At 64.0% G+C, this 13054-nt stretch carries 11 protein-coding genes; 10 read left to right on the forward strand and 1 reads right to left on the reverse strand.

All coding sequences use genetic code 11. From position 1 onward, the window contains the following. Positions 1–3: 3 nt before the first annotated feature. Positions 4–915, forward strand: a complete 912-nt coding sequence (locus BUS12_RS03970) for a LysR substrate-binding domain-containing protein (protein WP_074294340.1) — start codon at positions 4–6, stop codon at positions 913–915. A gap of 54 nt (positions 916–969) precedes the next feature. Here BUS12_RS03970 and BUS12_RS03975 read toward each other — a convergent pair whose 3' ends face one another. Then, entirely contained in the window at positions 970–1755 is a 786-nt protein-coding gene (locus tag BUS12_RS03975; RefSeq protein ID WP_083640436.1) for a 2OG-Fe(II) oxygenase, read from the reverse strand. Positions 1756–1990: 235 nt separating this feature from the next. Between BUS12_RS03975 and BUS12_RS03980 the strand changes: the two genes are divergently transcribed. The 9 genes from BUS12_RS03980 (at position 1991) to amaB (ending at position 13054) form a co-directional block, all read left to right on the forward strand. Beyond that, complete coding sequence (locus BUS12_RS03980) at positions 1991–2833, forward strand: HTD2 family dehydratase (protein WP_074294341.1); 843 nt, start codon at positions 1991–1993, stop codon at positions 2831–2833. 118 nt (positions 2834–2951) lie between these two features. Beyond that, positions 2952–4115 carry an acyl-CoA dehydrogenase family protein gene (locus BUS12_RS03985; protein WP_074294342.1) on the forward strand — a complete coding sequence of 388 codons (1164 nt, stop codon included), beginning with the start codon at positions 2952–2954 and terminating at the stop codon, positions 4113–4115. A gap of 23 nt (positions 4116–4138) precedes the next feature. After that, the gene (locus BUS12_RS03990) at positions 4139–5317 is read left to right on the forward strand and encodes a CaiB/BaiF CoA transferase family protein (protein WP_074297066.1); all 1179 of its coding nucleotides are present in this window, start codon (positions 4139–4141) and stop codon (positions 5315–5317) included. A gap of 122 nt (positions 5318–5439) precedes the next feature. Further along, entirely contained in the window at positions 5440–6816 is a 1377-nt protein-coding gene (locus BUS12_RS03995) for an MmgE/PrpD family protein (protein WP_074294343.1), read from the forward strand. Further along, entirely contained in the window at positions 6813–7619 is an 807-nt protein-coding gene (locus BUS12_RS04000) for an HpcH/HpaI aldolase/citrate lyase family protein (RefSeq protein WP_074294344.1), read from the forward strand. The genes BUS12_RS03995 and BUS12_RS04000 overlap by 4 nt, the downstream gene beginning before the upstream one ends. A 295-nt stretch (positions 7620–7914) precedes the next feature. Next, positions 7915–9303: an MFS transporter gene (locus tag BUS12_RS04005; protein ID WP_074294345.1), complete on the forward strand. Its 1389-nt coding sequence runs from the start codon at positions 7915–7917 to the stop codon at positions 9301–9303. Between the two features lie 118 nt (positions 9304–9421). Then, positions 9422–10204, forward strand: coding sequence for an alpha/beta fold hydrolase (locus tag BUS12_RS04010; RefSeq protein ID WP_083640235.1), 783 nt, complete (start codon positions 9422–9424; stop codon positions 10202–10204). A gap of 182 nt (positions 10205–10386) precedes the next feature. Continuing rightward, positions 10387–11274, forward strand: coding sequence for a LysR family transcriptional regulator (locus BUS12_RS04015; protein ID WP_074294347.1), 888 nt, complete (start codon positions 10387–10389; stop codon positions 11272–11274). Between the two features lie 280 nt (positions 11275–11554). Beyond that, positions 11555–13054 (forward strand): L-piperidine-6-carboxylate dehydrogenase, encoded by a 1500-nt coding sequence (gene amaB, locus BUS12_RS04020; RefSeq protein ID WP_074294348.1) that lies wholly within the window; start codon positions 11555–11557, stop codon positions 13052–13054.

Consider the following 13054-nt stretch of genomic DNA (forward strand, 5'->3'; position numbering starts at 1 on the left):
ATCGTGAATAAAACTCCCAATCTCGCCGACCTGCGCGTGTTTTGCGCGGTGGCCCGGCACGCCAGTTTCAGCGCGACGGCCGAGCTGCTGGGCGTGTCGCCCGCCTTTGTCAGCAAGCGCGTCGCGATGCTCGAAGCGGACCTCGGCACGCGCTTGCTGCATCGCTCCACCCGCCGCGTGACGATCACCGAGGCGGGCGCGCAGGTGTTCGCGTGGGCCGAGAAGATTCTCGACGACGTCGAGCATCTGGTGGAAGACGTGTCCACCGCTCGCCGCACACCGAGCGGCACGCTGCGCATTTCCAGCAGCTTCGGCTTCGGCCGGCACGTGGTCGCGCCTGCGGTAGCGCGCTTGTCGGCGGCGTATCCGCAGTTGAACGTGCGGCTGGATCTGTTCGACCGGATCGTCGATGTGGCGGCCGAAGGCTTCGATCTGGACGTGCGGATCGGCGACGACATCGCACCGCATCTGATTGCGCGCAAGCTGGCGTCGAATCATCGCGTGCTGTGCGCGGCGCCGGCGTATCTGGAGCGTCATGGCAAGCCGCGCGAGTTGGGCGACCTCGCGGCGCATCGTTGCCTCGTCATCAAGGAGCGCGATCACCCGTTCGGCGTGTGGCGGCTGACGGTCAACGGCAAGGAGTTGCAGTTGAAGGTCACCGGGCCGCTGTCGACCAATCACGGTGAGATTGCCGTGCAATGGGCGGTGGCTGGTTACGGCATCGTGCTGCGCTCGATCTGGGACGTGGCACCGCTGCTGGCGAACGGCACCTTGGTGCAGGTGTTGCCGCAGGCGTCGCAGCCGGCCAACGTATGGGCGGTCTACCCGGAGCGACGTGCGAGTTCGGCGAAAGTGCGGGCCTGTGTGGACTTTCTGGTGGAGGAGTTCAAGGGGTGGAACGGCGAGGCGGGATGAGACGCCGTCTTCCTGTACGGCTTGCGTCGCGCCATGGCCGAACCAGGCACTTGCTTACGACGCGTCGTGAAAGATCACGCCCAGTGTGTGCCGATGGCCCGAGTGCAGCCGGCTGACACCGTGCCGCAAATTGACCCGATAACTGCCGCGTGTGCCTTGCACGGGCCGGTGATGAACGGCAAACACCACGGCGTCGCCTTTGGTCAGCGGCACAACTTCCACGCGCGATTGCATGCGCGGCCGCTGCTCGGTCATCACGAACTCGCCACCCGTGAAGTCCTGCCCCGGCTCCGACAGCAATATGGCGAGCTGCAGTGGAAACACATGTTCGCCGTACAGATCCTGATGCAGGCAGTTGTAGTCGTCTTTGGTGTACTGCAGCATAAGCGGCGTCGGCCGGATCTGACCGGCGTCGTGGCAGCGCTGGATGAACTCGGCGTGCTGGTCCGGATAACGCACGTCGATACGCATGATCTGATTCCAACGGTTCGCCACCGGCACGAGATGTGGATAGACGGAGGTCCGCAGCGTATCGACGAGATTCGGCAGCGGATAGCCGAAGTATTTGTATTCGCCGCGGCCAAAGCCGTGCCGCGCCATCACGACGCGGCTGCGATACAACGCGTCCTGTGCATAGAGCGCGGCGAGCGCGTCGCATTCCTGCCCCGACAGGAGACCGCGCAGCATCGCGCTGCCGTGCTGGTTCAGGTCGTCTTCGACCGTGTACCAATCTATCGCGTCGACGCGTTGCGTCATTTCTGCGCGAGGGGCTTCGGTCGCAACGCCTGTGGTGTCCATGATGGGCTCGCGGCCGGGAAGGGGCTTCAATACGGTATTCATGCTCGGCTCCGAAATCTGCTTCAATAGACTCAGTGTACGGACGCGCGCGACGCTAGACACTCCGGGTCTTGCTCTCCAATTCGACAGAACTCCGGCTTGAGTGCCTGGTCTCGAACGTGTAAGCCTGCCTGCCGTCTTAACCAAAGCCAAAGACCCGCTTCAGAAATGCGAACTTCGCGGATGACACTGCAAGGTTCATAGTGAGGCTCTATTTGGCGTCTCCGGAGTACCGCGCATGTCTGCTTCCACCCAGAATCTCGACGCCTGGCTCGACAAACAGGACGTGGTCAAAGACAACATCACGGCTTTTCCGTTGCAGGCAATGGCGGCGACGCTGGACTGGAACGAAGCGGGCGATCTCGTGCCGCCGCTATGGCACTGGCTGTACTTCCTGCCCATTTCGCCTCTCGCGGAGGCCGGGCCGGACGGGCACCCGAAGCGCGGCGCGTTCCTGCCGCCGGTGCCGCTGCCGCGCCGCATGTGGGCCGGCGGCCGCCTCACATTTCATATGCCGCTGAAGGTGGGCGAGCGCGCCGTCCGCACTTCGACGATTGCGAATATCGAGGACAAAACCGGTCGCTCGGGCCGCCTCGTGTTCGTCACCGTGCAGCACACCGTTGAAGTTGCCGGCGAACTGAGGATCGAGGAAGAGCACGACATTGTCTATCGCGACGCGCCGCATCCCGACGCGCCGCCGCCGAAAGCGGCCCCGGCGCCGGAAGGCGAAACGTGGCGCCGCACCGTTCATGCCGACCCCTTGCTGCTGTTCCGCTACTCGGCGCTGACCTTCAACGGCCATCGCATCCACTACGACTATCCGTACGTGACCGAGGTCGAGGGTTATCCGGATCTGATTGTGCATGGTCCGCTGATTGCAACGCTGCTGGTCGACCTCGTGCGCCGCGAATTGCCCGAGGCCACACTGCAAAGCTTCGCCTTCAAGGCGGTGCGTCCCACCTTCGCCAACCGGCCGCTCACGGTGTGCGGCAAGCCGTCTGAGGACGGCAAGACCATCGACCTGTGGGCCAAAGACCACGAGGGCTATCTGACGATGCGTGCCACTGCCGCGCTGGCCTGAGCGTTGGGAGGTTCCGTCACCGGACCGCCTGACAGCCTGACAGCCTGACAGCCTGACCGCCTGAACGCCGGACGACCGGCCCCTTGATCACCACCGTTTTCTTTCGAACCCGATTTCCATGCAAACGACGCAACAGGATTCTTTCCAGGACATTCGCGAAGCCGTTCGCGATCTGTGCCAGCAGTTTTCCGGCGAATACTTTCGCAAGATCGACGAAGCGCGTGGCTATCCCGAAGCCTTTGTCGATGCGCTGACCAAAGCGGGCTGGCTCGCTGCATTGATCCCGCAGGAATACGGCGGCTCGGGACTCGGCCTGACCGAAGCCTCGGTCATCATGGAGGAAATCAATCGCGCGGGCGGCAATTCGGGCGCGTGCCACGGCCAGATGTACAACATGGGCACGCTGCTGCGGCACGGTTCGGCTGAACAGAAACGCAAGTACCTGCCGCAGATCGCGAGCGGCGAATTGCGTCTGCAGTCGATGGGCGTGACCGAACCCAGCACCGGCACGGACACAACGAAGATCAAGACTACCGCCGAGCGCCGTGGCGACCGTTACGTGATCAACGGTCAGAAGGTATGGATCTCGCGCGTGCTGCACTCGGACCTGATGATCCTGCTGGCGCGCACCACGCCGCTCGCCGACGTGAAGAAAAAATCCGAAGGCATGTCGATCTTTATCGTCGATCTGCGCGAGGCGATCGGCCACGGCCTGACCGTGCAGCCAATCCTGAACATGGTCAATCACGAGACCAGCGAACTGTTCTTCGACAACCTGGAAATCCCCGCGGAAAACCTGATCGGCGAGGAAGGGCAGGGTTTCAAATACATCCTTGATGGACTGAACGCGGAACGCACGCTGATCGCGGCCGAGTGTATCGGAGATGGTTACTGGTTCGTGGACAAGGTGTCCGCGTATGTGAAAGAACGCGTCGTGTTTGGCCGTCCCATCGGGCAGAACCAGGGCGTGCAGTTTCCGATTGCGCGCTCGTTCATCAACGTCGAAGCGGCAAGCCTGATGCGTTTCGAAGCCGCGCGCCGCTTCGACGCCCACGAGCCGTGCGGCGCCCAGGCGAACATGGCGAAGCTGTTGGCCGCGGATGCGTCATGGGAGGCGGCCAACGCCTGTCTGCAATTCCACGGCGGCTTTGGCTTTGCGTGCGAATACGACGTGGAACGCAAGTTCCGCGAAACACGGCTGTATCAGGTTGCGCCGATTTCGACGAACCTGATCCTGTCGTACGTGGCCGAACATATTCTCGGCTTGCCGCGTTCGTTCTGATGGTGAAGGTGAAGGAAGCATCGATGAGACCTCTCGACGGTATCAAGGTCGTCACCCTGGAGCATGCCATTGCGGCGCCGTTCTGCACGCGTCAGCTCGCCGATCTCGGCGCTCGTGTGATCAAGGTGGAGCGTCCGGGCGTGGGCGATTTTGCGCGCGGCTACGATGAACGCGTGCAAGGTTTGTCGTCGCATTTCGTGTGGACCAATCGCTCGAAGGAAAGCCTCGCACTCGACCTGAAGCAGCCGGCGGCCGCGAAGATTCTCGACGCGCTGGTCGCCGACGCGGATGTGCTGGTGCAGAACCTCGCCCCGGGCGCAGCGGACCGGCTGGGTCTGAGCTACGAAAAGTTGAGCGAGAGGTATCCGCAACTGATCGTCTGCGATATTTCGGGCTACGGCGCGGACGGTCCGTATCGCGACAAGAAGGCCTATGACCTGCTGATTCAAAGCGAATCCGGTTTTCTGTCCATTACGGGTTCACCCGGTGAGCCGGCCAAGGCGGGTTGCTCGATCGCGGATATCGCGGCGGGCATGTACGCGTATTCGAACATCCTGAGCGCGTTGTTGCTGCGTCCGCGTACGGGACGGGGTTGCCGTATCGATGTGTCGATGCTGGAGAGTATGGTGGAGTGGATGGGGTATCCGCTTTACTACGCCATCGACGGCCAGACGCCGCCGGCACTTTCCGGCGCTGCGCACGCGACCATCTATCCGTATGGTCCGTTCCCCGCCGGCGATGGCAAGACGGTGATGCTCGGTCTGCAGAACGAGCGCGAATGGAAGCTGTTCTGCGATCAGGTACTCGTGCAACCCGAACTCGCGACCGATCCGCGCTTTGCCTCGAATTCCAAACGCACCGCGGCGCGCGAAGCGCTGCGCGGTGTGATTGTCGAGGCGTTTGCGCCGCTGACGGCGGCGCAGGTGATCGAACGGCTCGAGGCCGCGGGCATCGCCAATGCGCAAATGAATACGCTCAGTGACGTGTGGGTGCATCCGCAACTGGCGGCGCGCGAGCGCTGGCAGGAAGTCGACACGCCGGCCGGGACGATTCCGGCCTTGCTGCCGCCGGGTCTGCCCACGAGCTTCGAGCCGCGCATGGACCCGGTGCCGGCGCTCGGCGAGCATACCGACGCGATCCTGCGCGAACTCGGCTACGACAGTGCGCAGATCGATGCGCTGCGCGCAGCCGGCGCGATCTGACGCAATACGCTCATGACGCCTGCCATGCCGACGCCGCTGACCTGGAGGTCCGACCACCCGGATCCACGGCGCGATGGCGCAAGCAGCGTCCCCTACGAACCTCACGGTACTCCGCTCCTATCATGACCGATCACCCAAGCCTCACGCTGGCAACCTTCGCCGCACAACTGGACTTCGACGCTATCCCTGCGGCGGTTGTCGAGCGCACCGTCAATCTGTATGTGGACTGGCTGGGCTCGGCGCTCGCCGGGAAGGGCGCGCGGCCCGTCGAGACGATTGCGCGCTTCGCGCGCCAGGCGGGCGGCGGGTTGCCGGATGACCCGTGCGAAATTCTGATCGACCGTAGCTGCACGACGCCGTATTTTGCCGCGATGGTGAACGGTGCCGCGTCGCATTTCGCCGAACAGGACGATGTGCACAACGGTTCGGTGTTCCATCCGGCGACGGTGGTGTTTCCCGTCGCGCTGGCGCTGGCGCAGGCGAACCGCGCGTCGGGGCGCGACTTCATCGCGGCGGCGGTGGCGGGTTACGAGGTGGGCATTCGCATCGGCGAGTTTCTCGGCCGTTCGCACTACAAGGTGTTCCACACCACCGGCACGGTCGGCACCGTGGCCGCCGCCGCGACCGCCGGGCGGCTGCTCGGCCTGACGCCCATGCAGATGCTGGACGCGTTCGGCTCGGCGGGCACGCAGGCGAGCGGCCTGTGGGAATTCCTGCGCGACGCCGCCGATTCGAAGCAACTGCATACGGCGATGGCCGCCGCCAACGGTCTGATGTCCGCCCAGCTCGCCGCGGACGGCTTCAAGGGCGCCACCCATATCCTCGAGGGCGCGCAGGGGATGGCGGCGGGCATGTCGAGCGACGCCGATCCCGCGCGCCTGGTCGATCGGCTCGGCAGCCGCTGGGCTATCGCCGAGACGTCGTTCAAGTACCACGCGGCCTGCCGCCACACTCATCCGGCGGCGGATGCGTTGCTCGCGGTGATCCAGCAACATCGTCTCGCGCCACGCGATATCGTGAAAGTGACGGCTCACGTGCATCAAGGCGCCATCGATGTGCTGGGTGCCGTGGTGACGCCGCGCACCGTGCATCAAGCGAAATTCAACATGGGTACCGTGCTGGGACTGGTCGCGTATCACGGCTATGCCGGCGTCACCGAGTTCGAGCAGGGCTTCGACACCGACGCGATTGCCGCCTTCCGCGACAAGGTGGAGATGGCCTTCGACGCCGAAGTGGACAGCGCCTATCCGGCCCGCTGGATCGGCAAGGTGACGGTGCTGACCGGCGACGGCCGCACGCTGCATGGCCGCGTCGACGAGCCGAAGGGCGATCCGGGCAATACGCTGTCGCGCGATGAAATCGAAACCAAGCTGCGGCGGCTGGCGGCGTTTTCCGGCGCCGCCTCGGACGAGGAAGCGTCGCGGTTGCTGGAGACGGCGTGGCAAATCGCGTCGCAGGCGCGTGTCGAATCCGTGTTCGATGCCGAGGTCACCGCATGAGTGCCGCGCTGCCCCGTTCGTATCTGTTCGTGCCGGGCAACCGGCCGGAGCGCTTCGAGAAGGCGCGTGCGGCGGGCGCGGATGCGGTGATCCTCGACCTCGAGGACGCCGTGCAGCCCGACGAAAAGCCGGCCGCGCGCGCCGCCGTTCTAGCTGCGGCGGATGCGGCGCGACCGGCGTGGGTGCGCATCAACAGTTCCGATACCCGCTGGTTCGCCGACGACATCGCTGCGCTCGCCGGCCATCCTGGCATAGCGGGCGTGGTGTTGCCGAAGGCCGAAACGCAGGAGCACATTGCCGCCGTGCTGGCCCATGCGCATGCCGCGCTCAGCGTGCTGCCGATTGTCGAAACCGCACGCGGCTTTGCGAATCTTGCGGCGTTGTGCGCGGCGTCACGGGTGAGCCGTATCGTGTTCGGGACGCTCGATTTCCAGATTGACCTTGGCATCGACGGCGACGGTGAAGAACTGCACCTGTTTCGCTCGCAGATCGTGCTGGCCTCGCGGCTGGCGGGCATCGGCGCGCCGGTCGACGGCGTGTCCACTACGATTACCGACGCCGACGCGATCGAAGCCGAGGCGCGGCGCGGACGCCGCTTCGGCTTCGGCGGCAAGCTGTGCATCCATCCGAAGCAGATCGAGGCGGTGCATCGCGCGTATGCATGGAGCGATGCCGAGCAGGCCTGGGCGGCGCGTGTACTGGAGGCGGTGGCGGCGAGCCATGGCGCCGCGGTGGCCGTCGACGGCAAGATGGTCGACCTGCCGGTGATCCTGAAGGCGCGGCGGATTGTCGGTCAGAGCTGAGCGGGCGCTTCTGGGCGCGTTGTCAGCGCCGCGGTGGCCCTCACACCTGCCTCGCGTAGCCGGGGCTGCCGGGCGTGGTTCGCTTCGTCCCCCTCATTAACGCCAGCGAAACACCGGCTTCCAATAATGCCAATTCCCACGTTGCGCCGGGTACTGCACTCTTAGTCTGTTAGGGCGATGGCCAATCGAGGCCGCGCCACCCAGGAGCTTGCGCCAGAGCCGTCACACCTCCAAAGACGGCCATGCAGCTCTGTTGATCGCGGACGCTTCCGCGTGTGCGTTAAGGAGACACAGCTTGGCAACCGTCAATTCCGGCGCGCGGCTCGACCGCCTGCCTATCAGCCGTTTTCACTGGCAAATCCTTGGCCTGATCGGCGCCGGTGCGTTTCTCGACGCGTTCGACATCTATCTCGCCAACGGTTCGCTCGCCGCGATGGTCAAGAGCGGCTTTACCGACCTACGGCTCGGCTCGTTTTTCATCTCTGCCACGTTCATGGGCATGATGATCGGCGCGGGGCTGTCGGGCTATCTGGGCGACCGCTTCGGGCGGCGCTATTCCTATCAGGCCAATCTGGCGATCTTCGGACTCGCCTCCCTCGCGGCGTGCTTTGCGCCGAACATCTACTGGCTGATCCTGCTGCGCTTTTTGATGGGGATCGGGCTCGGTGCGGAACTGGTGGTGGCGGCCGGCACGCTCTGCGAATTCGTGCCGCCGGCTACGCGAGGCCGTTGGACCTCGCTGCTGGCGCTGATCATCAACTCGGGTCTGCTTGGGGCAACCGCAGTCGGCTACTGGGTGATCCCGCATCTGGGCTGGCGTTATATGTTCGCGATTGCCGGTATTGGCGCGTTGATCGTCTGGTTCCTGCGGCATCGGATGCCGGAATCGCCGCGCTGGCTCGAAACGGTCGGCCGTCTGGACGAGGCGGAAGCGACGGTCGCGGCCATCGAGCGGCAGGTCGAGGCGCGCGTCGGCAAGCTGCCGCCGGTGGCGCGCGTGGTGAGCCACGAAGTGCCCGCCGCGCCGTTGTCGGCACTGTTCGCGCGCGGCATGATTGGCCGCACGCTGGTGGCCGCGCTCACCTGCATGGCTATCAATATGTCGCTGTACGGCTTTGTCGCATGGCTGCCCACCTTCTTCGTCAAGGAAGGGCTGACCATCGTGCAATCGCTGGGCTTCGTGCTGCTGATGTCCTTCGGTGCGCCGATGGGGGCGGTGGTCGGCTACCTCGTGACGGATCGCATCGGACGCCGCAACGGCATCGTGCTGTTCTCGCTGCTGACTATCGTACTTGGCTTCTTTTATGTGCAGATGCGTGCGCCGGCGGCGATTTCGATTATGGGCTTCGCGCTCGTTACGACGATCTACACGGTGTGCACGCTAGGTCTGTTCGGCTATATTCCCGAACTCTTCCCGACCGCACACCGTTTGCGCGGCACGGGTATCGCCGGGACGTGCGGGCGCGCCGCTTCCATGACTACGCCTTACGTCGCGTTGCTGTTGTACACGCATTTCGGCGTGACGGGTGTGGTGGCGATGGTGGGCGGCGTGCTGCTGTTGCTCAGTGTGGCGATTCTCGCGTTGCGTATCGAGACGAGTCAGCAAACGCTCGAAGAGATCTCGCCGGATATCAGTGTGCCGGAGACTGGCGAGAGCCAGGCGCTGGGGAGTGGGGCAGTGTAGCGGCTGCTATGAGGTAAGGGCATAGGCCGTTCGGCCGACTTTCCCGCTCGGTGCCGCGGAGATAAGCTAGGGTTTCCAGACACGCATATCGCGTGTTGTGAGGAAGGGGAGCCTGGCTATGTCTGAGAATACGAACGCGGCAATGACCGAAGGCGCAACCGGCGCAACCGGCGCCACGGGCGGCGCAAAATCGAGCACCTATGTGCTCGTCCACGGCGCCTGGCACGGCGGATGGTGCTGGGACGCGGTCGCGCAGAACTTGCGCTCGCACGGTCATCGGGTGTTCACGCCGACCCTCAGCGGGCTCGGTGACCGGGCCCATCTGATTTCGCCGGAGATCGATCTTCAGGTGTTTATCGAGGACGTCGTTCATGTACTCGAGCGGCACGATCTGTCTGAGGTGATTCTCGTTGGGCACAGCTTTGGCGGTGTGACCCTGCTCGGCGCGGTGGACCGTGTGCCGCAGCGAATTCGTCAACTGGTGTTTCTCGATGCCGTAGTGCTGTCTGCTGGAGAGACGGCATTCTCGCGGCTCCCTCCGGAGATCGTCGCCGCTCGCAAGCAACAGGCAACGGAAACCAGCAATGGGCTAACCATTCCTGTGCCGCCCGCGAGTGCATTTGGTGTGGTCGAGCCGGAGCAGGTGGCGCTGCTCGAGCGTCATTGCACGCCCCATCCGCTGAAGACCTTCGATGACCCCATGGTGCTAAAAGGACCGCCGGGCGGCACGCTGCCGAAGGTGTATATCCAATGCGTCGATCCCGTCTATGGGCCGCTGCAAAGCAGTCGCGACTTCGTCAAATCGCAAAACGATTGGGCTTGGGATGAGATCGCGACCGGGCATGATGCCATGATTAGTGCGCCGGACGCGCTGGCTGAGAAGTTGTTGGCGTTTGCTTGAGGGCCGCGGCCGCAGGGCACGTCGCTTCGGTCGGGGGCATTCGCCTTTTTCGAACGCATGGTTCGCCTCCGGTTAAGATTGCCGTTCAACAGCGTCGCGTGTTCGCTCTGCTTGCACGTCCGCCGCCCACCTGCCGGTCGCCACCAGCTATCCCCTCCGCGCTCACTTCCTCGGCTTTCATCATGCATTTCGATTTTGTAGACCTGCGGCTCATCGTCAATATTGCCGACACGAAGAACCTGGCGCGTGCAGCAGAACGCTCCCATCTCTCTGCGCCGGCTGCGAGCAACCGGATCAAGAACCTCGAAGAGCAACTCGGCTTCAAGCTGCTCTATCGAACCAGCCAGGGCGTGACGCCCACGCCCGCCGGCGACGCGTTTGTGCACCATGCGCGGCTGGTGCTCGAACGCGTCGAGCATCTGGCCGGCGACATGCAGGAGTACGGCGAAGGTATCAAGGGTCACGTGCGGATCTGGGCCAATACCACCGCCATCAGCGAGTTTCTGCCTACGGTGCTCAGTCACTTCCTGCGCGATCACCCTGACGTCAACATCGACCTGCGCGAGGTGCTGAGCGGCGAGATCGTCAAGGGCGTGGCAGACAGCGCCACGGATATCGGCATCGTCGCCGGCAACGTGCATGCGGAGCACCTGGAGATGCTGCCCTATCGCGACGACCGGCTGATCCTCGTCACGTCGAAGGATCATGCGCTCGCGCACGAGCGCTCGGTCGATTTCGCGCAGACGCTCGAAGACAACTTCGTCGGTTTGCCCACCTCGAGTGCGATTCATGCGTTCGTCATGAGCGCCGCGGATACCCTCGGGGTGCGGCTCAAGCTGCGTATCCAGGTGGGCAACTTCGAGGCCGCCTGCCGGATGATCGAAGCGGGCGTGGGCATCGGCATCGTGCCGGAATCCGTCGCGCTGCGTCATGTGAAGACCATGCAGATCGCGCTTGTGCGCTTGAATGATGGTTGGGCTGAGCGCAAGCTGAAAATCTGCGTGCGCAGTGTCAAGGATTTGCCGCCGTTCGCGCGGGCTTTGGTCGACCGCTTGATGATGGGTGTCTGACAGGCTGGAGGGCTCGGGTCGATGGGGTGCGTCGCAAGGGTGGATACTTTCCAATAAGAAACAAGACCAACCCTGATCGAGGCGCTGCCCGCGGCCAGTTCCGGCTGGTGTAAGCGCTTGCCCTTCATATGCTTCAAACCCCAGATGGACCTATGAAGGACGAATATGAAGAAATCAGCCCCAACTCGCCGCCGCGATTACGCTTGCCCCCATAAAACCCCGCGTGTATAGTTTCCGAACTTACTCTTGTTTCGCATTGGAAATTAAAGGGATTCTTCATATGAACGCTTCGACTATCCTCGCCGATCTCGGCATCGCCCACGCGGCGCAAGCCGGCGACATCGCGGTTCATTCGCCGATCTCCGGCGAGCTCATTGGCCGTGTGGCCAGCAATACCGTGGCCGACGTCGACGCGGCGCTCGCCAATGCGCAGCAGGCTTTCAACGCATGGCGCAACGTCCCGGCCCCGCGCCGCGGCGAACTGGTGCGTTTGCTCGGCAACCGTCTGCGCGAGAAAAAGCAGGCGCTCGGCAGCATCATCACGCTCGAAACCGGCAAGATCCTTCAGGAAGGTTTGGGCGAAGTGCAGGAAATGATCGACATTTGCGACTTCGCGGTCGGCCTGTCGCGTCAGTTGTACGGCCTGACCATTGCCTCGGAGCGTCCCGGTCACCGCATGGCGGAATCATGGCATCCCATGGGCACTTGCGTCGTGATCTCCGCGTTCAATTTCCCGGCCGCCGTGTGGTCGTGGAATGCCGCGCTCGCGCTGGTGTGCGGCAACGCCGTGATCTGGAAGCCGTCCGAAAAGACGCCGCTCACCGCGCTCGCCGTCAATCAGATCCTGCTCGACGCGCTGAAGGAATTCGGCGACGCGCCGCAAGGACTGACGGCGCTGATCAACGGTGGTCGCGACGTCGGCGCAAAGCTGGTCGCCGATCCGCGTGCGTCGATCGTCAGCGCAACCGGCAGCACCGAAATGGGCCGTACGGTTGGCGTCGAAGTGGCAAAGCGTTTCGGCCGCTCGCTGCTCGAACTGGGCGGCAACAACGCCGGCATCGTCACGCAGAGCGCCGACCACGAGCTCGCGTTGCGCGGCATCCTGTTCTCGGCGGTGGGTACGGCGGGCCAGCGCTGCACGTCGCTGCGCCGCCTGTTCGTGCACGACAGCGTGTACGAACAGACCGTCGAGCGTCTGAAGCAGCTCTACAACAAGGTGCCGATCGGCGACCCGCTCGAAAAGGGCACGCTGATGGGCCCGCTGATCGACAAGCAATCGTTCGCCCGCATGCAGGAAGCGCTGCACCAAGCTGTCGCGGAAGGCGGCAAGGTGTTCGGCGGCGAGCGTGTCGAAGTGAAGGGCTACGAAGGCGGCCACTATGTGCGCCCGGCGCTGGTGGAAATGCCGTCGCAAACGGCTGTGGTGCTGAAGGAAACCTTCGCGCCGATCCTCTACGTGCTGCGCTACACGGATTTCGCGGATGCGGTCGAAGCGAACAACGCGGCGGTGCATGGCCTGTCGTCGTGCGTATTCACCACCGATCTGCGTGAAGCGGAGCGTTTCCTCTCGGCGGCCGGCAGCGACTGCGGCATTGCCAACGTGAACATCGGACCGAGCGGCGCGGAAATCGGCGGCGCCTTCGGCGGCGAGAAGGAAACGGGCGGCGGCCGCGAGTCGGGTTCGGATGCGTGGAAGGCGTACATGCGCCGCGCCACCAATACGGTCAACTACTCGTCGGCATTGCCGCTGGCGCAAGGCATCGACTTCAACATCGGCTAA

Origin of the sequence: Paraburkholderia phenazinium, from assembly GCF_900142845.1 — a bacterium.
Classification (GTDB): Bacteria; Pseudomonadota; Gammaproteobacteria; order Burkholderiales; family Burkholderiaceae; genus Paraburkholderia; species Paraburkholderia phenazinium_A.

What these genes read in the sequence shown, in the direction of transcription:
- BUS12_RS04000 (WP_074294344.1), top strand. Translation starts at nt 6,813, where the DNA reads ATGAGTGCCGCGCTGCCCCGTTCGTATCTGTTCGTGCCGGGCAACCGG.
- BUS12_RS03985 (WP_074294342.1), top strand. Translation starts at nt 2,952, where the DNA reads ATGCAAACGACGCAACAGGATTCTTTCCAGGACATTCGCGAAGCCGTT.
- amaB (WP_074294348.1), top strand. Translation starts at nt 11,555, where the DNA reads ATGAACGCTTCGACTATCCTCGCCGATCTCGGCATCGCCCACGCGGCG.
- BUS12_RS03975 (WP_083640436.1), bottom strand. Translation starts at nt 1,755, where the DNA reads ATGAATACCGTATTGAAGCCCCTTCCCGGCCGCGAGCCCATCATGGAC.
- BUS12_RS04015 (WP_074294347.1), top strand. Translation starts at nt 10,387, where the DNA reads ATGCATTTCGATTTTGTAGACCTGCGGCTCATCGTCAATATTGCCGAC.
- BUS12_RS04010 (WP_083640235.1), top strand. Translation starts at nt 9,422, where the DNA reads ATGTCTGAGAATACGAACGCGGCAATGACCGAAGGCGCAACCGGCGCA.
- BUS12_RS03995 (WP_074294343.1), top strand. Translation starts at nt 5,440, where the DNA reads ATGACCGATCACCCAAGCCTCACGCTGGCAACCTTCGCCGCACAACTG.
- BUS12_RS03980 (WP_074294341.1), top strand. Translation starts at nt 1,991, where the DNA reads ATGTCTGCTTCCACCCAGAATCTCGACGCCTGGCTCGACAAACAGGAC.
- BUS12_RS03990 (WP_074297066.1), top strand. Translation starts at nt 4,139, where the DNA reads ATGAGACCTCTCGACGGTATCAAGGTCGTCACCCTGGAGCATGCCATT.